Here is a 20,095-nt window from a genome sequence, read left to right as displayed (position 1 = left end):
GGATAGAAATGAAATACATAGGAGACTTGTGAGTTCGTTGTAATAAATAGTGTTTATAAATTATATATTCTTTTTCAAAAGAAATTATTTTAATAATGAAATATGATAAACTTATTATTGAATAACTGATAGTCATGTGAAAGAAAGAAGGTGGAGATTTTGGGTAGACATACAGATCCAAATGAAAAATCCAAAGGAAAATATGTCGTGATCGGCCTGGCGGGACTTCTATTGGCAGGCGGCCTTTATTTTGGGGTGACGCGCATTTTAAATAATCCAACAGAGAAGCCAAAAGAAACAGTCACCACTAAAAAAAGTCAAAAGGAACCAAAAAAGACGTCTGCGAGCACCAAGCAATCGACTAAAAAGAGTTCTGAGAAGAAAGTAAAAGCGAAAAAGACAACAGAGTCCTCTAAGAAGAAAAAGACAAAAGAATCTAGCACGAGTAAGAAACAGGCAAGTTCAAAGAAAAAAACAGCAGCAAAAACGAAAAAGAAAACCACCGGTAAGTTAGATGCTGCGAATTTAACTAAAAGTGCAGGTAAGGTTTATTATGGCGTTCACTATTTTAAGAATAAACAAGGTTTCTCCAGCGATAATTCTGAATCAACGATCGCAGCGAATGTCATCGAGCTGTTTATTATGGACTATGCCCTTGCACAAAAGGATGGCAGCGATCAAGTGATCCAAGATAAGAAATTGGGCGAATGGCTCAACCCAATGATTCAGCAAAATGACATCAATGCTACGAACGTTTTGATTGATCATTATGGGATGGATAAACTGAATGCTTACTTTAAAGATCAAGGCTATCCTGATACGCGGATCGAAAGTCGAATGGTCGACATCAATGTTCGAGGAACCGAAAAGAATAACTATACGTCGCTAAATGATTGTATGAAATTATTGAAAAAAATCTATGACGGCCGCGAAAAAGAACCGCAAAAAACAATGGTTGAGAGTTTAAAAGGACAAGTCATTCGTACAAAGATTCCTGAAAAACTGCCAAAGGATACTACCGTAGCGAATATCACTGGCGAGCAGCAGAATGTCGAAAATGACATTGGTCTTGTTTTGACTGAAGACAATCCTTTTGCGATTGTTGTACTGACCAATGAAGTATCTGATATCGTACAAACGAGAACCGCGATTGCAGACTTTAGTTTGGCTGCCAGTAAATTGAAATAGATGAAGAAGAACTTATCTGTAACAGGATGAGTTCTTTTTTTGCGAAAATAAATGGGAATAGGTGCCATAAAAAAATAATTGTGATTTTTATAACTATTAATATGCTAAAATAAATATATAAAAAAAGGGAATAATATTTTTAGTTGGTTTAAATAATGGGAAAAGGGGCGCTTTTAAAATGAAAATATGTCCGCGGTGCGGGGAAGAAAACAGTGATCGATCTCTATTTTGTGAACATTGTGGCTATGAATTTGCCAATGAAGAAACGTTGCCAAAAAGAAATCAGGGAGCCAATCTGCAAGAACCCAATCCTTCACCAAACTACACAGTAAGTCAAAAAAAATCCAGTCTTCCAAAATGGCCATTTATTATTGCTGGGGTAGCAGTATTGGCTGTTATTGCAGGTGTTGGTTTTGCGATGGCGGGTCGTTCGAATAATGAGGCGAATCTGCCAGCAACCACAGTATCGTCTAGCAAGGTCGATACAAGTAAATACGATGAGATTATTGCGGAGGCCAAAGAATTGACGATCAACGGCGAGTATAAGAAATCCAATCTTAAGTTAAGCCGAATTTCTGCCAGCGATCTAGGCAAAAGCGAATTTTCAGCGATTGCTGATGAAGTAGATGACCTGACGGATAAAAATGAAGAAGGCTTGAAGCAAGAGGAAGATAAGGAAGCTACTCAGAAGGCCCAAGAGAAGGATCGTCCTGCGGTAACGACTTCAGGAAATACCAGCGGTTTTAGCGGGGATTATGCAAAGTGGGCGAACACTTATTATTTCTATTATTCACAAACCAGCCAAAGACAGACTGCGCTGACGATTGGTGCAAATGGCAGTGTGACGCAGAAAAATGTGAATGGTACGCAATATTTTGGAAAAGCGACTATTACCAACGCCAGTGGGGATGTTCTAAGTTATGAAACGAATGAACAATATCCTTCTGATATGCCTGATACTAAATTAATCAATCCAAATGTTCAGATCACTGTGAAATGGGATGGCGGCGGCACTCAGATCTATTATGGCTATGTTTCTTATTCTTCTCGTTTAGCATTGACGGATGGTGTAGCCAAAAATGCTGGTGTCAACGAGGTCTGGATCTCTTAAAATCTTAAAAGAAAGAAGATGAACCTTTTGGGAAGACATTCCAGTCCGAAGCCAACGAGAAAAGCTAAGTATGGTTGGATCGTGCTACTGTTTGTTCTAATAGCTGGTTCTTCCTATTTAGTAGTGAATCAGTTTTTTGCGCAGCAACAAACCGTGCAGCCGAAAGTTGTTAAGAAAACCAATCCCAAAAAAATGAATACACCAGCGACTCTTGAAACAACTGAAACGGTTAGTACGAACAGCACTCAACAGTCAAGTGAGCCAGAACCGCAATTAGATTCTACTCAATTGCTGGCAAGTGCCGAACAAGTTTACTACGGTATTCACTATTTTAATGGCGATAAAGACTTTTCCAGCAACAATTCTGCTCCAACTATTTCCGCCAGTGTGATCAAGGTTTTTATTATGGACTACGCTTTTATGCAAGCAGATCCCAATGAGCAGATACAAGATAGAACATTAAATGATTGGGTCGTACCGATGATCCAACAAAGTGATAATAATGCTGCCAATGTGCTGATCGATTATTTTGGAATGGATAAGCTAAATGATTTTTTCCAAGCGCAGGGCTATCAGGACACGCGGCTGGAACGAAAAATGCTAGACAATGAAGCACGCAGTCAAGGTCAGGAAAACTATACTTCGTTGACGGATTGTATGACTTTTTTGAAGCAGCTTTATCAGCAGCAAGGAACCTATCCGCAATCAGCGATGCTTGAAATCATGCAGGGACAAACAATCCGTACCAAGATTCCTAGTAAATTGTCAGGAGACATTCTGGTGGCGAATAAAACGGGTGAACTGGATTATGTCGAAAATGATATCGGGCTGGTTCTATCAGAAACCAATCCGTTTGCGATCGTGGTATTGACACAAAACAGTAAAAATTCCGCGGAAACGCGACAAGCGATCGGTGACTTTGCGCTAGCAGCGACAAAAATAAAATAAGTGGACCATGCTTGAATAAAAAAATCGTTTTTGCTTTAGTCAACTAAAGCAAAAGCGATTTTTTTGTTAGAAATAGGTGTTAGAAACGAATAATTTAGTCATTTCCAATCGTTGAGAATGTGAAATTGTGATTACTTATAAAACTAACTGTAAAAACAAAAGATATTATTGTGAAAACTAATGCTGAATGAATTGTTGTTGGATAAGGATTATTCGCTTTATATTTGAAAGTGTTTTCAAAAAAATGTTGACAAAAACTATCAACGGTTATATATTTGATTTGTGAATAGAGCCAATGGTTCTTTTTTAGAACCAAAGGCTTTAAGAGAGGAGAGGGTTGTTTGATTGGTTTGCTAGTGGTTACTCATGGGGATTTAGGGAAGTCGTTGTTGGAATCCATTGCAATTATTGCTGGTGAAGTAAAGTGCTCCGCGTCGGTAGGTTTGTACCATGGAGATAGTCCGGTTCAATTGAGAGAGGAGATCCAAGGAAAAGTCGAGGCATTGGATACTGGAGAAGGGGTAATCGTCTTAGTCGATTTTTATGGAGGGACGCCTGGAAATGAAGTGATGAAGCTTTTAGTCACACATAAAATGAAAGTGCTTTCTGGTGTGAATATGGCAATGCTGCTGGAGATCGTAGTGAATCGCGAGTTTACCGAAGATTTGGAGGCATTGGCTCGAACAGCACTGCAAAGTGGTAAAGAAAGTATTCAAGATTTAAATGAAGTGTATAACAATTTGATAGCAAAGGCAGGAGAAGAAAAATGAGTATTGTACTAGCGAGAATTGATGACCGTCTGATCCATGGTCAGGTCATGACCTCATGGCTTAATTACACTGGGGCTAATCGAATTATTATTGTAGATGATGAAACGGCAAATGATACTTTTTTGAAGATGATCGTGACTTCTGTAGCACCTGCGAATATCAAAACAGAGGTTTTTGGTACCAATGACGGAGCCAATGCGATCAAGCAATTGACTGAAGCTGATAAAGTAATCATTTTGGCCAAATCTCCTGAGGTCTACGTTGCGTTGACAAATCAAGGAATCTCATTGGAAAAAATAAATATCGGCGGGATGGGTGCGAAAGAGGGTAGAACAAAATTTTATAAAAACATTTCAGCTTCTTCAGCTGAGAAAGAAAGCCTGAAAAAACTCGTTGATGTGGGAGCAGCGGTCACTATCCAAATCATTGCCGAAGACAAAGCGATTGATGTAGCGAAGTTATTGACTTAGGGAGGGGTATCAATGCAAATTTCTTTTATTCAAGCAATTTTAATTGGGGTTGTTTATTATCTTGGCGTAACAGGTACACCATGGCTTTCGTTGTTGGGAAGTATCTCTTTTATGCAAAAACCATTAGTCGCTGGAACGGTAGTCGGAATTATTTTAGGTGACCCGGTTCAAGGTGTAATCATTGGAGCAGCGATCCAGCTTCCTTATATCGCATTCATTTCAGCCGGCGGAACAGCACCTGTTGATCCGGGATTGGCCGGAACATTGGGAACCGCTTTGGCGATAGCTTCTGGCGCCGATCCAAAAACTGCAGTAACTTTAGCGATGCCGATCGGTTTGTTAGGAACAGTGATTTGGGTGGCTCATATGACGATTGATGTCTTTTTCGTTCATATGGCGGATAAAGCAGCCGAAGAAGGCAATCTTGATCGAATCAACTTTTTACATGTCGTTCCACCGCAAATCATTCTTTTTCTGATCAGTGTCATTCCAGTCACGTTTGCCGCCTACTACGGTGCAGGCGCGGTTACGAGTATTCTCGGGTACTTGGAGGGAACTCCGCTGCATGTGCTGCAAGTAATCGGCGGATTGCTGCCAGCGCTGGGAATCGCGATGAATCTGCGTTCGATTAATCGACCGAATACGATGCTATTTTTCATTTTAGGATTTGTCATGTCGATCTATATGGGGTTGGATGTCATTGTTATTGCTGTTTTAGGTGCGATCATTGCTTATCTTTATACGATCACGCCTAGAAATGAAATTGGCGGGTTGAGTTAGGAGGAGAAGAGATGGAACAATCATTAGAAAATGAGATTCAAAAGCCAAAAAAAGAATTATCCAAAAGAGATGTAACCAGGTCCTTTTGGCGTTGGACATTCTTCAGTCATGCCAATTACAATTACGAACGCCTAGAAGCTACCGGCTTGGTTCATTCACTGAGTCCGATTATTAAAAAGCTGTACGCAGATGATCCGGAAGAGTATCGAAATGCCTTGAAACGACATATGGCGTTCTTTAATACAGAACCACATTTTGGCGGAATCATTTGCGGCATGGTTATTGCGATGGAAGAAGATCGGGCAAATGGCGCACCGATTACAGATGATGCGATTAATGGGATAAAAACCGGTTTGATGGGTCCTTTTGCTGGGATTGGGGACACGTTGTGGCAAGGGACATTAACACCGATCCTGTTAGCTTTTGGTGTCAGTCTTGGTTCTGACGGGAACCTGATGGGGCCAGTCGTTTACGGGTTGTTGATGTTCGGCATCATGTTCTCATTGGCATACTTTGTTTGGATGCAGGGATACAAAATGGGGAAAGCCGGGATTGAAAAAATCTTGAGCAGTAATATTCTACAGTATTTGATCACAGGCGCATCAGCGATGGGAGCAATTGTTTTGGGGGCCTTGACCGCCAATTTTGTTTCTGTTTCCTCGCCATTCGTAATCAAGGTAGGTGCGGTGAAATTAGGCCTGCAGGAAGATATTTTGGATAAATTGTTCAAGGGTATTCTGCCGCTGGGGATTACATTACTGACATTGTATCTTTTGAAAAATAGAAAAATGAAATCAACCAGAGTCATGCTGATTCTAGTGGCTATTGGTGTATTGTTTGGGGCACTCAATATATTTTAGACAACTGTTAGGAGAGGAGACAGAAAATGAAAACGGCCGTTTTTTATGGAATAAAGGATTTAAGAATTGAGGAATGTCCCTTGCCGGAGGTTTCAGAAAATAAAATTCTGATCAAAATCGATGCCTGTGCTATTTGTACGTGGGAGCAAAGAGTCTACACAGGTATTAAGGAAGTCGACTATCCATTCATTGGCGGTCATGAGATCGCTGCTGAAATCGTCGCATTAGGAAATAAAATTGATAAGACAAAATGGCAAGTCGGCAATAAGGTGGTCTTTGGAACGAATCTCGCCTGCGGGGATTGCGATTTTTGTAAAAGTGGTGAAGAACAAAATTGTTTGGATTTTGATCACAGTAAACACTTGGAAGGACTTCCGCATAAAGGAATGGGCGGATTGTCTGAGTATATGCTGGTAGAGCCGAAGCACCTCTTTCATTACTTTGGAGTAACTGCTGAGGAAGCAGCCTTAACTGAGCCTCTGTCTTGTGTGGTCCATAGTTGTGAGACAGCGGATATCCAGTATGGCGATTTAGTTGTCGTTATTGGCTGCGGCATTATGGGACTATTACATGTGGCTTTGTCAGTGAAAAGCGGTGCGCGAGTGGTCGCCTGCGATCTAAATCCAGAGCGTTTGGATTTGGCTAAGAAAATTGGTGCTCATTATGTGGTGGATTCTTCTAAAGAAGATCTTTCAACGCGAATCAAAGAAGTTAGTCAGAATCTCGGCGCGAATGTCGTTTTTGATACTACGCCTATTCACAGTGTTGCGGAAGAATCGATCGAACTGGTTTCGAATACCGGAAAAGTGATTCTTTATTCTTCCTTTTATCCTGATGAGCCAGTCAGCTTTAGTCCAGATAAACTGCATAAAGGTGGCTACTCCATTTGCGGTACGGCCAATTCGAATAGTCGAGATTTTATTCGGGCAGCGCGAATGATCAGTGAGCGGGTAATAGATATGCGTCCGTTTATCAGTGAAGTTGTTTCCTTCGATGATGTTTTAGCAGGCTTTGAATCTGCTATTAAAGGGGATAAATATCGCGTAGTCGTAAAATTCTAGTTAATAAGGCAAAAAGTAACGTTGGCAACTATAGTAAGGTAGGTAGTTGTATAAAAAATCAGTTATAATCAATAGTGAAAATCCATTTGATTTCATAATTATTTATTATGTAGCTACCTGTCTGTTTTGATAGAAATCTTTGATGATCTCCCTATCCAAGACAAGACGAGTGAAGGGGGACTATTACGTGGAAGAGTTTATTCCAAAGTACAAAAAAATAAGTGATGATATTCAAAATTTAGCTAAGGTGTTGAGCGGACAAGGAAAACCGCTTCCCAGTGAACGAAAGTTGTCTGAAAGTTTTAATGTAAGCAGAACAACGATCAAACGCGCTTTAGAATCATTGGAAAGACAAGGCATCGTTACTTATATTGAAGGAAAAGGATTTATTATTCCTGATCGAGATGTAAAGATCGTTTCCAGTATGCATATCTCTGGTTTTTATGAAGATATTGTTTCACGAAAAAAGAAAATCAGTTCGAAGGTTTTGAAGAAAAACGTGATTCAAGCCGATGAAAAATTGAGTAAAGAACTCAAAATAGCTGAAAATGATTACGTTTTCTATCTTTTGCGCTTGCGGAGTGTAGATGGAACCGTTTATTCATTGTCTGAAAGCTTTATTCCTATCGGCCGCTGCCCAGAGATTGGTTCTTTCGATTTGACGGACAAATCTCTTTGGAAGGTGCTAAACCAATTTGGAATATATCCAGAGATCGTCAGTCAGCGGGTGAGCGCCCGAATGGCTAATTACTCGGAAATCGAATATCTAAACATTTCCAATCCGGCAGTGGTCATGGTCGTTAATAATATGGCCTACTGGGAGGATAAACCGATCGAGCTTTCCTATGTATATACCGATGTCTTCTCAACAAATCTTGAATATCGTTTTAGTAAATAAAACGAGGAGGAAGATTCATGTTAGTGACATTAAGTGAACTTTTAAAGGATGCGAAAGAAGGTCAATACGCGGTTGGAGCCTTTAATGTACCAAATCTTGAAGCGATTCGAGGCGTGATTCAAGCGGCGGAGGAGCTGAATTCTCCAGTAATTTTGCAGCATGCGGAGGTACATGAAAATTTGATCGGCTTGGAAGAAATTGGTCCGATCATGCTTCAATATGCCAGAGCAGCGAAAGTTCCCGTGGCGGTGCATTTAGATCATGGCGCAACCTTTGAGATGTGTGTCAAAGCGATCCGAATGGGTTTCACTTCTGTAATGTATGATGCATCAAGTAAAGAATATGAAGTCAATTTAGCAGAGAGCAAGGAGATCGTTAAGATTGCCCATGCGGCCGGAGTAAGTGTTGAGGCAGAATTAGGGCATATCTTCACTTCTGCTGTCGGCGGCGGAGAAGGCAGAGGCTCTGATTCTAGTGAGGATTATGAGGATTTGGAAGATGTCTACACAGACCCAGACTTAGCCAAGGCATTTGTCGAAGAAACTGGCGTCGATTGTTTGGCAATTGGCTTTGGAACGGTTCATGGTATTTATTTAAAAGAACCCAAGCTGGATCTCAATCGAATTTCGCAAATCAAGGAAAAAATTGATGTTCCTTTTGTGATGCACGGCGGGTCAGGTGTGTCAGAAGAGAATTACCGGATAGCGATTAAAAACGGTATCTGCAAGATCAACTATTATACGTATATGAATAAAGCTGCTGGTAAAGCAGTTCAAGAAGACATGAAAAATACTTCAGGAGACGCTGTTTTCTTCGATGAGCTTTCGTTGAGCGCGACAGCTGCAATGAAAGATAATGCAAAGGCTGCAATGAAAGTTTTTATGGCCCCATAGTCTTTCAATTCGAATAAAATAATGGAGGAGAACCGAATGGAGAAAGTTGCGGCATCGATCATGTGTGGGAATCAACTGGCATTGGGGCAGGAATTACAGGATCTGCAAGAAGCCGGGATTGATTGGCTGCATTGTGATGTGATGGATGGAGTGTATGTAAACAATTTGGCGATGGCTCCGTACGTGCTGGAACCAATTATTCAGACTGGTAAGTTCACGACAGATATTCATTTGGCCTGTGTTGAGCCAGAAAAATATATTGATATGTTTGCACCGTTGACTCCAGATTATCTTACCTTTCATATTGAAACGACTGAAGAACCAACTAAATTGTTGAAGAAGATCCATGAAAAGGGACTAAAAGCCGGAATCGCGGTAAATCCTGAGACACCGATCGAGATAATTTTTCCCTATTTAGATTCCATAGAGCTGATTCTTATCATGACAGTAAATCCCGGATTTGCCGGTCAGAAATTTCAATGGGCGGTAGTAGAAAAGCTTGAGCGGTTGAATCGCCAGCTTGAGTCGCGAAAGGTGAAACCGCTGATTGAAGTTGACGGCAACATCTATTCAGAGACAGCGGCCGCAATCAGTAAGATCGGTGCGAATATCTATGTGGTTGGAACATCTGCACTTTTCAATGATCGTGCTGGTTCATACAGAGAAAAGGTTGTCAGCTTTAACCAGAATTTACGTGAGAATTAATAGAAACCTAGTTGTTCCTACCTCAATAATTATTGAGGTAGGAATTTTTTTGTCTATACAGATTTTTTTGACCATGGTAACCTCTTATTATTGATATAAATCGGAATGCGACTGAAATGGAGAAATACAAATGACGAAAGAAGAATTTTTAACTAAAATAAAAGACGGCTTAATTGTCTCTTGCCAAGCCTTACCCGGTGAGCCACTATATACTGAGCATGGCGGAATCATGCCGCTATTGGCGTTAGCGGCCAAAGAAGGCGGTGCGGCAGCGATCCGTGCGAATTCGGTACGAGATATCCAAGAAATCAAAGGGGTGGTGGATCTGCCAATGATTGGATTGATCAAGAAACAATATCCGCCGGAAGAGCCGTTCATTACGGCTAGTATGCAAGAAGTGGACGAACTGACAGCAACAGGAGTAGAAGTTATTGCGTTAGATTGTACGTTCCGTAATCGTCATGACGGATTAACGGTCAATCAATTTATCCAACAGATCAAGGAAAAATATCCTGAGCAATTATTGATGGCAGATATCGCTACTTTTGAAGAAGGAATAAATGCTTATCAAGCAGGTGTTGATTTTGTCGGAACGACGTTAAGCGGCTATACCGTAGAAACTAAGGAGCGCAAAGGTCAGGGGCCTGATTTTGAATTGATCGAAAAATTAGTCGATGCCGAAGTGCCTGTTATTGCTGAAGGACAGATCTATACACCGGAGCAAGCGAAAAAAATCCAAGCTATGGGCGTGAAAGGGATCGTTGTAGGCGGTGCAATCACTCGACCAATGGAAATTACAGAACGTTTTGTAGAAAGATTGAAATCAAAAAATGATTAGTTGCACTAAATAGTCTAGAGTGGCAGAAGTGAAATCTGCCGTTCTAGACTATTTTTGTGAAAAAAACTGATTGTGGGATTGCATAAAGGGTTTAAATCGTTTATCATGAATACATAATTATATATATTCATGAAGTTTGGAGGTCTAGAAATAGTGAAAAGAAGCAAAGGATTTTCCGAAGAAGACAAGGTCAATTTAAGGAAGAAACTCTGTATTGCTTGCGAAAAAAGCTGGACTAAGTTCGGGTATCGAAAAACAACGATCGGCGAACTTACTAAGGAAACGGGGATTGCGACGGGATCTTTTTATCTTTTATTTGAAGACAAAGAGGAACTTTTTTTTGAAACGTTTATTTTTGTACAAGAACGACTACGAAATAATTGGATAGCGATATTGAAAAAGTCTCCGAACAAACAAGGATTTATCGAGGCCATGATTGCCTTATATCGAGAGTATCAGCAAGCACCTTTTTTATATGATTTCTCAAATCCAGATTTTTTGGCCTTGTTAAATCGCTTGAATGATGAGGAACGGGAAGAATTTACGAACAGCTCGTTGTCATTCTTTGAATATACGTTAGATTACACGAATCTCAAATTAGCGATACCCGAGCAGAAGGCTTTTGGAGTCCTAAGCAGTTTGCTTTATACAGTGACACTTACGAATACGGTTTATGACCAAGAGGAAGTATTTACTTTTATGCTAGAGACAATCAGTGACCAATTATTTACCGAAGAATAAACGAATGGAGGAAAAAAGATGTTTGATAGTTCAGCGAAGTATTTTGAAAAAATGGCGGAAGATATGGGGGTCTCCATAAAGATTCCGCGACCATCAAAGAGAAGTCTGCAGGCAAGTGCAAAAAGCAATACGGTGGTAGGCGTTGGTTTGATAGCCGGAGGCGTTCTATTATCAAGCAAAGCGATGTTCACGCTAGGCATTATTGGCCTTGCCGGAGCAACGGCATTACATTATCAGCTAAAGGATTAATGGAACTCAAACGCTAGGACAAATCCATGTTCTAGCGTCTTTTTTTGTTGAAAAAGACCGCAACATTGATGAAAAAAATCGCTCATTTCTCATTTATACTGGTTATTTGACCAAGTTTGGGAGAGGTGGATGAGGATGGATGTTTTAGCAGAAGAGCAAAAAGAATGGCAAGCGATTCGCAGCGAGATCGAGAAGAAAGAAACCAGTCTTGAACAAGAAATGATTCATTTTACAAAGGAGACAAAGCAATTTCATCAATATTTGGTCGATTATAAGGGTGAGATCGATCCACATGAGATGTTTATCAATTCTCGAGTTTTGGATCAGCAGCAATTAGCAGAATCGGTTAGCGGCAAACAATTGATACGACTGGAAAAGCAAAAAAAGAATCCGTATTTTACCCGTGTTGATTTTGTTTATGAAGGGGAGCAGACAGCGGAACGAATTTATGTCGGGCCATTTTCTTTTTCAACAAAGGAGCAAGGCCTGCTAATCTATGATTGGCGTGCCCCAATCGCTAGCATTTTCTATGATTATGACTTAGGGGAGGCTCATTTTGAGACTCCAGCTGGAACAGCATCAGGGGAGATCCAGCGAAAACGTCAGATCAAATTTAAAAACGGAACGATTGATTATGTTGTGGAATCTGATACCACGGTCTTTGATGAGGTTCTGCAAAATGAGCTTCGCCAGCAAAAAGGCGGTCAGATGTCCACTATCATCAGTACTATTCAAAAGGAGCAAAATCAGGTGATTCGAGATAGTGAGCTAGCCGAAAAAACAGAGGATGCGGCAAAGACGCAGCCAAGTTTGTCTACACCGGCAAAAGAGACGCCGACTGTTCCTAGCCAACAGCCAGCGGTACCTGGGACAACAACGGGTAGCAGCAAGGCTCCAAGCACTACTGTTGAGACTAAGCCAGCGACTGAGAGCAGCAGTGTTAAGCCTGTAGAAAAACCGAAAACAGAAACAACAACCAGCAGCGAGGGTGGAAAAGAAACGCCTTCTACAACAACCAGTACAGAGAAGGCCGAAGTAAAACCTTTAGATGTTGAAGTTTTTCCGCCAAATGAACCAACAAATACACATCCGGCAATCAATGTTTTGCCAACACAAAGTATCCGTAAAGGCGACAGCTTTGATCCGATGAAAGGTGTCAGTGCCACAGACAAAACGGATGGTGATATCACCGCAAAAATTACACATACAGGAACAGTAGATACAACTACAGCTGGAGAGTATTTACTCACTTATTCCGTAACAAATTCGCAAGGGAATACGGCAACTCAAAGCGTGATTATTCGTGTAGTTGAAGATAATATTGGGATGTATTCAATAGAGATCGCTGATTTTAGTTTGCCAAAGGGCAGTGATTACGTCCAAGCAATTCGTGATCGGATCGTGGTTAGAAAGCCAGACGGAACTCAAGTACCAACTGCAACGGCAAATATCGCAGTAGCTGGTCAGCATTCGACAGACAAACCTGGTAAGCTAGCGGTCGAAATCGCGGTTGTTTCAGAATACAATACAGTCACCAAAAAAATAGTAACGATTACTATTCTGGATACGAATGAAACGATTAGAATAGATGTTCAACCAACCCTGAGTCTTGAAGTAGGACAAGCGTTTGATCCGTATAGTTTTGCTCAGGCATATGTGATGAATTCAGCAGGCAAAGAGGAAAAATTGGCCAAAGCTAGTGCATCAGGCAGTGTAGGGGTCTGGGCTGATTCTAATGTAGACAATACAAAACCTGGGAACTATAAAGTTACTTATACAGCTTTGGCTGCGTCAGGCGCAACGATTACGCGAGTGATGGATGTGACTGTAAAAGAAAAATCAGAAAAACGCACACCAAAAATCCTAGTCGAAGACAAAGTTCTATATGTCGGCGATAAATTAAACGAAGACATGATCATGGAATGGGCTAAGACCGAAAATCCTGAAGACTCAATTGATGGATTCAAAGTTCTTAATGGAGAAATCAAGGTGAAGTTGGCGGATAATACTCTAGTAGAAACCGGCGAACATAAAATTGAGTTTTATGCGTCTACTCCAGAAGGGGAAGAAACAGCAAAGACAATCACTTTAACAGTGAAGAACAGAACTGCTGAAGAGCCTAAAGCAGATCCGAATAAAACAAATGATGAAACGAAAAATGTTTCAGGAACAACAACGACTAATAAAGCTTTGCCTACAAAAGTTACAACCCAAACTGGCAAGCAGCTGCCAAAAACCGGTGAACAAACCGGCAGCCTATTAGTATCTGTGATAGGTGGGGTAATGGTCCTATTAGCATTTGTTCTTAGAAAAGCTAAGCGAGAAAACTAGATCCTCCAAAGCCTTCCTCTTCTTTCGATTTGAAAAAGGGGAAGGCTTTTTTGCGTTTATTGGGAGAGGATTAGGCTTCGGACTTTTTTTGATTTCTGCGGCCGTGTTTGACAATCCATTCTTGGGCTTTGCTGCTGGGTATTTTTTGCCATTCGCTGATCAAATAATCCGCCTTTTCAGGGGCATCTTTGTAGAGATCATTAAGATTATTTCCAACACTTTTTTGCACAAATTTTTCCGGATCATCCTTTAGGTTCGTCAGAATGATGGCGTAACGATCAAATTCTTCAAGGGCAACGAAAATTTTTTCTGACCAAGGCAAACGCGTTCGAACACCTTCGCAGGCAAGTCTGCGAACATGCACATTATCTTCTTGGCTCCAGCGAATCAATTCATCCATCACTTCTTGCGGATGCTCTTTCAATAAGGGTCGAATCGCATATTCACCAGTAAAACGCTTTGTTAGTTCCTTTAAAAAATCTAATGAGACTTGCCAGTTTTCATTACCGTGTCGTTCTACATAACGGCCAATCGGCCAAAGCCACCAGCCAAAACTGAACATTCCCGTGGATTGTTCAAGTTCGGGGCCGAGAATTTTACAAAAGGCTTGGATATTTTCAGAATAGTTCTCGCTTAGGTTTTTCTCTAATGCGTCGACAATAAAATCAAAGCGAGCAAATAATTCTTTATCTTCCAAGTTGCCGATCAGCTCGTTAGAAAAAATGGTCGCAGGGAAATCAGGGATTGCTTGAGTTAATTTTTCTGAAAGGTCCAAAATGTATTGATCGTTGTAATGATCTTTATGTTTCAAATGTATCCGCCTCCAATCGAGTCTTTATTTCGATGATACCATAGATTCACTTTCGTTTTTTTAATTGGTCAATATCTTCCAAGCAGGCTGACGTTGGACTTGCTACAATTAGAACAAGAAAGGGGGAACGGCTATGAATCAGAAAATTATTTGCTATGACGAAGATTTGGGCGTAGAGGCCTATTCATTCACTGGCGTATCGCAAAACTTTCCGAATCATTTTCATGACTATTATGTGGTTGGTCTGATCGAAGAAGGCGAGCGAAGAATGATCGTGAATAACCAAGAGTATACACTTGAACCAGGAGATTTATTGACGTTCAATCCTTACGACAATCATAGCTGCGAAGGAATCAATGGCAGTCGATTGACTTATCGATGCATCAATCTTAAAAAGGAAATTTTTCTACCCTTTTCAGGAACAGAATTTCCTCGATTTTTGTCACCGATGCAGGCTCAAACCGATTTGGCTGAAGATTTTCAACAGCTGCATTGCGCAATCAGGAACGAGAGCGAAGCTGAAGCCAAGGAAACGCTGTTTATCTTGTTTATTGAGGAGCTGCTTCAGAAATATTCACAGGAAACAAATCTAGCAGCGGTGAACGACAAAGAACCGATTACGATGATTTGTGAATACTTGGAGACGCACTACGATCAAAAAATTACGTTGGACCAGCTTTGTCAGCTCGTTCATTTAAACAAGCATTCGCTGGTTCGCCAGTTTACACGAGAAAAGGGAATTACCCCTTATCGTTATCTGGAAACTTATCGGATCGTCAAAGCGAAAGAATTATTGGAACAAGGCTGCAGTTTGATTGAAATAGCGGACCGAACGGGCTTTTCTGACCAAAGTCATTTTACAAATTATTTTAGTCGTTTCATTGGTTTGACCCCTAATCAGTATCGCAGAATTTTTGTTAGAGGAAATGAGGAATAAGATGTCAGTCAACGAGTTGAAATGTGTCATGGTGGTAGATGAAACGATGCCGTTGGGAATTATTGCTAATAGTACGGCAGTCATGGGGGTAACGATCGGGAAACTTTTTCCCGAAGTCGTTGGTCAAGATGTAATTGATCAAAGCGGGTATCAGCATCAGGGGATCATAGAATTTCCAATTCCAATCCTAAAGGGCAATCGAGATTTTTTACGAAACATGCGGGGACGATTGTATGAACCAAATTTTGAACAGGTGACGGTCGTTGACTTTTTCGATGTCGCGCAAGGTTGTAAAACCTACAACGAATACATCGACAAAATGACCAAGGTTCCTGAATCGGCAATCGATTATTTTGGACTCACGCTATTTGGCAATAAGAAGCAGGTTAATAAATTGACGGGCAGCTTGCCTTTGCTGCGATAAAACACTCAAACAGAATCATTAGTTCATTTTCATGCTTTTTTCAGTAACTAGTGGTATTTTAGACAAGATGATTTATTTATCCAACATTTTATAGTTGGAATAAATCGATAAAATGAACTAGAAATGTGGAGTGTTCTAATGAGTATTGAAATAATATCGAAGGTTCTTTCGATCATTGTATTAAATTTGATATTAAGCGGGGATAATGCGGTGGTAATTGCACTGGCAACAAGAAAATTACCAGCGGCCTCACAGAATAAGGCGATTGTGATCGGGACTGCCGGTGCGGTCGTATTGCGAATTCTTTTGATGTTGATTGCTGTGGAATTATTGACTGTACCTTATGTGAAAATTATCGGGAGTATCCTTTTATTTTATATCGCCTATGATTTGTTGAAATCCAATGGGGAAGAAGCGAATGTCAAAAGTGAAACAACACTTTTATCAGCAGTTCGCACGATTATTATTGCCGATCTGGTCATGAGCTTGGATAATGTTTTAGCGATTGCCGGTGTGGCGGATGGACACTTTATGTTGGCGGTTTTAGGCCTGATTATTAGTATTCCTATCGTAATTTTTGGCAGTCAGATTATCTTAAAATTAATGGATCGTTTCCCTTGGCTGATTTGGATCGGTGCTCTATTGATTGCTTACACAGCAGGATCAATGCTAGTGGAGGATAATTTTATCGCCCATATTTTACACGGCTTAAGTCATGGTCATATCATTTCCCTTGCTTCTTGTGTCTTGTTGGCAGGGATGTATTTCCTATTTAATCGCAAAAAATCTTAATTGAATATTTTAAAGTTGGCAGAACTGTTGCAAATCAATTGCAGCGGTTCTTTTTATTTACTAAAAACTTCCTATTTGTTGTTTTGGTTCAGAGTCAACTTAGTATCGAGACTGTTAGTTAGGAGTGCATCAACGGACAGTTATATACAAAAAATTCAAAAGAACCAGGACTGAAATGATAATTTGAAAACAACGACGGCGGAAACTCAGGTATACTAAAGAAAACGCTAACAAAGGAGAGGCAGATGAATATAGCTATATGTGATGATGATCATCGAATGAGTGGTCAGGTGGAAGAATTAGTTGATCAAGTCTTCCATGGAGAGACAGGTAAATACAACACAGAGGTTTTCTTTTCAGGAGATGCTTTGTTAGACTTCTTAGAACAACAGCCCAACTTTTTTCATATGTATCTTTTAGATATCGAGATGGCAGGGACAGATGGGTTAAAAACGGCTGCGCAAATTCGAGAAACAGATTCAGATGCGGTGATTATTTTTATGACGAGCCATTCGGAATTAATGTCAGAAGCTTTTGAAGTATTGGCATTTCAATTTATTGTCAAACCCTTTGAAACTGAGAAGGCTTTAGGTATTTTGTCTTCAGCGGTTCGTTATTTACAGAAGCGTAAAGGGGTCTTCCAGTTCGTGGCACAAAAGAAGATTTATACCTTTTTTTTATCTCAAATTAGTTACATAGAGAGCTCTGGTCGAAAAATCTTTTTACATACGACCGAAGGAGAAACCTATGAGTATTATGGAACCCTGAAGGATGCACGTGAACAAGTACAGGGAATCCTTTTCGCCCAGATTCATAATTCGATTATCATTAATCTTGAATACTTGAACACGGTAGAAAGCAATTCAGTTTATTTAAAAGCTGGTGAAAAACTGCCGATTAGTAAAAAATTTCATGCTTCCTTCCATCAGCAATTTCAACAGTTTGTCTTATCACGCTAAAGAGAGGAATACTAATGGCATTTTTAGAAAATTTTGTTCCAGTTACAATTTTATGTACATTAAATTCGGGTTTATTATTTTCCAGCTTCTTTCCAGTGAAGTCATGGGTTCCAAAACGCGCTCTTTTTTTACTAATTTATTTAGCGGTTATTCCTTTTTACTTTATTAATATTTTTGCGAATAATCCGGATGCAGGAAATTTACGACCTGTTCTCAACTTGTTTAGCACACTGTTCTTTATGATTTGTGTTCAATTTTTCTTTAAAGGGAGAGGGTATCAAAAGTGTTTGGTTGCTATCTTGTTTATTGTATTTACAGTCATCAGTGAAGGCGTTTTAGCATTCTTGGCGCGGATAGTTTTCCCCATCGATAATATGTTGAATCTCATTGTTGAGAGTGGAGTTGGGAACCGAATTGCGATGCTGATCAATTTTCTCTTGATCTTTTCTTTCTGGTCGGTGAGAAAGAAAAGAGATATCTCGATCCAGCGGAATTTCTCGATTATTCAGTTATTGATTGCGTCTATTTGCAGCCTATCCTTAGGAATATTAGTCATTAGTGTGATGAGCACGAATCAATTTTTGACTAAGGATTATTTTTTAATGGGAAGTTTCATCTTATTGCTGGGATTGTTCTATCTGGGTTTCGAGATGTCAGATAATCTATACAAAAAGAATCAGGAATACCAATTACAAGAGCAGCGGCATGAGTTATTAGAGGAGTATTATCAACAGGTCGAAAAGCATCAACAAGAGGTTCGAAAAATAAAGCATGACTTGAAGAATCAATTGTATTCGATTGTCGGTTACTTGGATATGAATAATGAGCAAACCGCGAATCAGCAAATTAATGATTTGATTCAACAGCTAGATTCAAGTGAATTGCCTTCATTTACTCAGCATACTGGAGTAAATGCTTTACTGCGTCTTCATTATCAATTAATCAAGCAAGCGGGGATTACTTGTGAGTTCGAAATCAAATGCCCAGAAACAATGAACTTTTCCGATGCAGATTTGTCTTCTTTGATCGGAAATATTTTAGATAATGCCCGGGAAGCCTGTGAGCAATGTCAAAAGCGAAAATATATTCAATTAAAAATGATCTATTTTAATCATTCATTGGTCGTTTCCTGTGAGAACAGCACAGAGGGGAGAGTCACGTCCTTAACGACTCGAAAACAAGATTCGGCTAATCATGGAATTGGTATGAAATCGATTCGAGAAATCGTCGAAAACCATCATGGTCGGTTAAATTATGAAAGCGATGATTATTCATTTAAACTATCATTCAACTTGTTTGAGCAAACATGACGAGAAACCTAAGCAAACATGACAAGCTGCTAAAAACCTCCATTTAAAATGCTAAATTATGAGTGTAGCAAAGAGAAACAAACAACTAATTGGAGGAATGAAAAATGGAAAACAGAATCGTAGAATTGGAGAATTTCAAATTAGTCGGCGTGAAAATGGGGTCCACAAACGAAAACCAGCAAGGGATGAAAGATTGCGAAGCCTTCTGGAATAGTTTTATTTCGGGAAATAAGCAGGAGGCAGTTGCCCCGTTGATTGATCGGGAACCGTTTGGTGTGATCGGCGCGAGTTTCTATAATGTTGATCCCGAAGATAGTAAAAAATTTGATTACTATATCGCTGCGGCCACGACTGCTGAAGCACCTGAAGGGATGGAAGAAGTAGAAGTACCTGCGAATACTTGGGCTGTTTTCCCATGCACAGGCAAAACGGCTGGAATGACTCAAGTCGAGATCGTCACAAAATGGGGACCTGAGTCAGAAGAATTCGAGCTGTTGAATACAGGCTACATGACAGGCGAAATGTCATCCGGCGGACCGGATTTAGAGGTCTATACGCAAGGTGAAAACATGGAGATTTGGGTACCGGTTAAAAGAAAATAAAACGAGTTAGACAACGTTCAAGATCTTTATGATTTTGAACGTTTTTTTGTAGAAAATCAAATAATTCTTTAAAAAGATTAGCTCAAAACCCATTTATATTCTAATTTCTAATCTGTTTGAATATTTGCATTGGAATGAGAACGATTCTCTTTTGGAAGCCTTGCGGGGACATTTTGCCTTCGTTATACTGTAGCTAGATATTGTAAATGCTTACACAAACTTTACGGATGTCATATGAGGACATCAATGAAAAAATTGATTGAAACGCATCAGGAGGTGGAAATAATGTTTAGACGATGACTTTGAGTGCCAGAAAACTTAGAGGTTCTAAGCGCGTCAACCAAATATTTTTCCTCCTCGGATACGTTTAAATAGCTACTTATCCAGGAGCAGGCCTTTTTTGGTGTGCTCTTTTCT

At 40.0% G+C, this 20,095-nt stretch carries 22 protein-coding genes; 21 read left to right on the top strand and 1 reads right to left on the bottom strand.

Going from position 1 to position 20,095, the window contains the following annotated elements; genetic code table 11:
- The first annotated feature begins 150 nt into the window (after window positions 1–150).
- The 15 genes from PGP85_RS07430 to PGP85_RS07360 all read left to right on the top strand — a co-directional run bounded on the left by PGP85_RS07430 (window position 151) and on the right by PGP85_RS07360 (window position 13,843).
- The gene (locus tag PGP85_RS07430) at window positions 151–1,188 is read left to right on the top strand and encodes a serine hydrolase (protein ID WP_408639891.1); all 1,038 of its coding nucleotides are present in this window, start codon (window positions 151–153) and stop codon (window positions 1,186–1,188) included.
- 178 nt (window positions 1,189–1,366) lie between these two features.
- Window positions 1,367–2,299, top strand: a complete 933-nt coding sequence (locus PGP85_RS07425) for a zinc-ribbon domain-containing protein (protein WP_010740893.1) — start codon at window positions 1,367–1,369, stop codon at window positions 2,297–2,299.
- A gap of 18 nt (window positions 2,300–2,317) precedes the next feature.
- Window positions 2,318–3,247 carry a serine hydrolase gene (locus PGP85_RS07420; RefSeq protein WP_270326839.1) on the top strand — a complete coding sequence of 310 codons (930 nt, stop codon included), beginning with the start codon at window positions 2,318–2,320 and terminating at the stop codon, window positions 3,245–3,247.
- Between the two features lie 341 nt (window positions 3,248–3,588).
- On the top strand, window positions 3,589–4,017 hold the full coding sequence (locus PGP85_RS07415) for a PTS sugar transporter subunit IIA (protein ID WP_090403141.1): 429 nt from the start codon (window positions 3,589–3,591) through the stop codon (window positions 4,015–4,017).
- A complete protein-coding gene (locus PGP85_RS07410) occupies window positions 4,014–4,487 on the top strand; it encodes a PTS system mannose/fructose/N-acetylgalactosamine-transporter subunit IIB (RefSeq protein ID WP_270326837.1) in 474 nt (157 codons plus the stop codon). Before PGP85_RS07415 ends, PGP85_RS07410 begins: the two co-directional genes overlap by 4 nt.
- Before the next feature lie 12 nt (window positions 4,488–4,499).
- Complete coding sequence (locus PGP85_RS07405) at window positions 4,500–5,267, top strand: PTS mannose/fructose/sorbose/N-acetylgalactosamine transporter subunit IIC (RefSeq protein ID WP_010740889.1); 768 nt, start codon at window positions 4,500–4,502, stop codon at window positions 5,265–5,267.
- 11 nt (window positions 5,268–5,278) lie between these two features.
- The gene (locus PGP85_RS07400) at window positions 5,279–6,127 is read left to right on the top strand and encodes a PTS system mannose/fructose/sorbose family transporter subunit IID (protein ID WP_010740888.1); all 849 of its coding nucleotides are present in this window, start codon (window positions 5,279–5,281) and stop codon (window positions 6,125–6,127) included.
- A gap of 26 nt (window positions 6,128–6,153) precedes the next feature.
- Window positions 6,154–7,188, top strand: a complete 1,035-nt coding sequence (locus PGP85_RS07395; RefSeq protein ID WP_010740887.1) for a zinc-dependent alcohol dehydrogenase — start codon at window positions 6,154–6,156, stop codon at window positions 7,186–7,188.
- Window positions 7,189–7,375: 187 nt separating this feature from the next.
- Window positions 7,376–8,086 (top strand): GntR family transcriptional regulator, encoded by a 711-nt coding sequence (locus tag PGP85_RS07390; protein ID WP_010740886.1) that lies wholly within the window; start codon window positions 7,376–7,378, stop codon window positions 8,084–8,086.
- 17 nt (window positions 8,087–8,103) lie between these two features.
- Entirely contained in the window at window positions 8,104–8,979 is an 876-nt protein-coding gene (locus PGP85_RS07385; protein WP_270326834.1) for a class II fructose-bisphosphate aldolase, read from the top strand.
- A gap of 36 nt (window positions 8,980–9,015) precedes the next feature.
- Window positions 9,016–9,684, top strand: coding sequence for a ribulose-phosphate 3-epimerase (locus PGP85_RS07380; RefSeq protein WP_010740884.1), 669 nt, complete (start codon window positions 9,016–9,018; stop codon window positions 9,682–9,684).
- Between the two features lie 130 nt (window positions 9,685–9,814).
- Window positions 9,815–10,522 carry an N-acetylmannosamine-6-phosphate 2-epimerase gene (locus tag PGP85_RS07375; RefSeq protein ID WP_010740883.1) on the top strand — a complete coding sequence of 236 codons (708 nt, stop codon included), beginning with the start codon at window positions 9,815–9,817 and terminating at the stop codon, window positions 10,520–10,522.
- A 153-nt stretch (window positions 10,523–10,675) separates the two neighbouring features.
- Entirely contained in the window at window positions 10,676–11,263 is a 588-nt protein-coding gene (locus PGP85_RS07370; protein WP_010740882.1) for a TetR/AcrR family transcriptional regulator, read from the top strand.
- Window positions 11,264–11,281: 18 nt separating this feature from the next.
- Window positions 11,282–11,512 (top strand): hypothetical protein, encoded by a 231-nt coding sequence (locus PGP85_RS07365; RefSeq protein WP_010740881.1) that lies wholly within the window; start codon window positions 11,282–11,284, stop codon window positions 11,510–11,512.
- A gap of 135 nt (window positions 11,513–11,647) precedes the next feature.
- On the top strand, window positions 11,648–13,843 hold the full coding sequence (locus PGP85_RS07360; RefSeq protein WP_270326832.1) for an immunoglobulin-like domain-containing protein: 2,196 nt from the start codon (window positions 11,648–11,650) through the stop codon (window positions 13,841–13,843).
- Window positions 13,844–13,913: 70 nt separating this feature from the next.
- On the opposite strand, the gene PGP85_RS07355 is transcribed toward PGP85_RS07360, so the two are convergent.
- On the bottom strand, window positions 13,914–14,654 hold the full coding sequence (locus PGP85_RS07355) for a DNA alkylation repair protein (protein WP_270326830.1): 741 nt from the start codon (window positions 14,652–14,654) through the stop codon (window positions 13,914–13,916).
- Between the two features lie 133 nt (window positions 14,655–14,787).
- Between PGP85_RS07355 and PGP85_RS07350 the strand changes: the two genes are divergently transcribed.
- The 6 genes from PGP85_RS07350 (at window position 14,788) to PGP85_RS07325 (ending at window position 19,678) form a co-directional block, all read left to right on the top strand.
- Entirely contained in the window at window positions 14,788–15,591 is an 804-nt protein-coding gene (locus PGP85_RS07350; RefSeq protein WP_270326829.1) for a helix-turn-helix domain-containing protein, read from the top strand.
- A 1-nt stretch (window position 15,592) separates the two neighbouring features.
- Complete coding sequence (locus PGP85_RS07345; protein ID WP_090403113.1) at window positions 15,593–16,015, top strand: DUF2000 domain-containing protein; 423 nt, start codon at window positions 15,593–15,595, stop codon at window positions 16,013–16,015.
- A gap of 138 nt (window positions 16,016–16,153) precedes the next feature.
- Entirely contained in the window at window positions 16,154–16,807 is a 654-nt protein-coding gene (locus tag PGP85_RS07340; protein ID WP_270326828.1) for a TerC family protein, read from the top strand.
- Between the two features lie 245 nt (window positions 16,808–17,052).
- Entirely contained in the window at window positions 17,053–17,766 is a 714-nt protein-coding gene (locus PGP85_RS07335; protein WP_270326826.1) for a LytR/AlgR family response regulator transcription factor, read from the top strand.
- A 14-nt stretch (window positions 17,767–17,780) separates the two neighbouring features.
- A complete protein-coding gene (locus PGP85_RS07330; protein ID WP_270326825.1) occupies window positions 17,781–19,076 on the top strand; it encodes a sensor histidine kinase in 1,296 nt (431 codons plus the stop codon).
- A 104-nt stretch (window positions 19,077–19,180) separates the two neighbouring features.
- Window positions 19,181–19,678 carry a GyrI-like domain-containing protein gene (locus PGP85_RS07325; RefSeq protein WP_270326824.1) on the top strand — a complete coding sequence of 166 codons (498 nt, stop codon included), beginning with the start codon at window positions 19,181–19,183 and terminating at the stop codon, window positions 19,676–19,678.
- Window positions 19,679–20,095 lie beyond the last annotated feature (417 nt).

Source organism: Enterococcus malodoratus, from assembly GCF_027659535.1.
GTDB lineage: Bacteria > Bacillota > Bacilli > Lactobacillales > Enterococcaceae > Enterococcus_A > Enterococcus_A malodoratus.
Note: the sequence above shows the minus strand (reverse complement) of the source record. Positions and strands in the feature narration are given on the sequence as shown.

What these genes read in the sequence shown, in the direction of transcription:
- PGP85_RS07425 (WP_010740893.1), top strand. Translation starts at nt 1,367, where the DNA reads ATGAAAATATGTCCGCGGTGCGGGGAAGAAAACAGTGATCGATCTCTA.
- PGP85_RS07420 (WP_270326839.1), top strand. Translation starts at nt 2,318, where the DNA reads ATGAACCTTTTGGGAAGACATTCCAGTCCGAAGCCAACGAGAAAAGCT.
- PGP85_RS07410 (WP_270326837.1), top strand. Translation starts at nt 4,014, where the DNA reads ATGAGTATTGTACTAGCGAGAATTGATGACCGTCTGATCCATGGTCAG.
- PGP85_RS07405 (WP_010740889.1), top strand. Translation starts at nt 4,500, where the DNA reads ATGCAAATTTCTTTTATTCAAGCAATTTTAATTGGGGTTGTTTATTAT.
- PGP85_RS07400 (WP_010740888.1), top strand. Translation starts at nt 5,279, where the DNA reads ATGGAACAATCATTAGAAAATGAGATTCAAAAGCCAAAAAAAGAATTA.
- PGP85_RS07395 (WP_010740887.1), top strand. Translation starts at nt 6,154, where the DNA reads ATGAAAACGGCCGTTTTTTATGGAATAAAGGATTTAAGAATTGAGGAA.
- PGP85_RS07385 (WP_270326834.1), top strand. Translation starts at nt 8,104, where the DNA reads ATGTTAGTGACATTAAGTGAACTTTTAAAGGATGCGAAAGAAGGTCAA.
- PGP85_RS07380 (WP_010740884.1), top strand. Translation starts at nt 9,016, where the DNA reads ATGGAGAAAGTTGCGGCATCGATCATGTGTGGGAATCAACTGGCATTG.
- PGP85_RS07375 (WP_010740883.1), top strand. Translation starts at nt 9,815, where the DNA reads ATGACGAAAGAAGAATTTTTAACTAAAATAAAAGACGGCTTAATTGTC.
- PGP85_RS07365 (WP_010740881.1), top strand. Translation starts at nt 11,282, where the DNA reads ATGTTTGATAGTTCAGCGAAGTATTTTGAAAAAATGGCGGAAGATATG.
- PGP85_RS07360 (WP_270326832.1), top strand. Translation starts at nt 11,648, where the DNA reads ATGGATGTTTTAGCAGAAGAGCAAAAAGAATGGCAAGCGATTCGCAGC.
- PGP85_RS07350 (WP_270326829.1), top strand. Translation starts at nt 14,788, where the DNA reads ATGAATCAGAAAATTATTTGCTATGACGAAGATTTGGGCGTAGAGGCC.
- PGP85_RS07345 (WP_090403113.1), top strand. Translation starts at nt 15,593, where the DNA reads ATGTCAGTCAACGAGTTGAAATGTGTCATGGTGGTAGATGAAACGATG.
- PGP85_RS07340 (WP_270326828.1), top strand. Translation starts at nt 16,154, where the DNA reads ATGAGTATTGAAATAATATCGAAGGTTCTTTCGATCATTGTATTAAAT.
- PGP85_RS07335 (WP_270326826.1), top strand. Translation starts at nt 17,053, where the DNA reads ATGAATATAGCTATATGTGATGATGATCATCGAATGAGTGGTCAGGTG.
- PGP85_RS07330 (WP_270326825.1), top strand. Translation starts at nt 17,781, where the DNA reads ATGGCATTTTTAGAAAATTTTGTTCCAGTTACAATTTTATGTACATTA.
- PGP85_RS07325 (WP_270326824.1), top strand. Translation starts at nt 19,181, where the DNA reads ATGGAAAACAGAATCGTAGAATTGGAGAATTTCAAATTAGTCGGCGTG.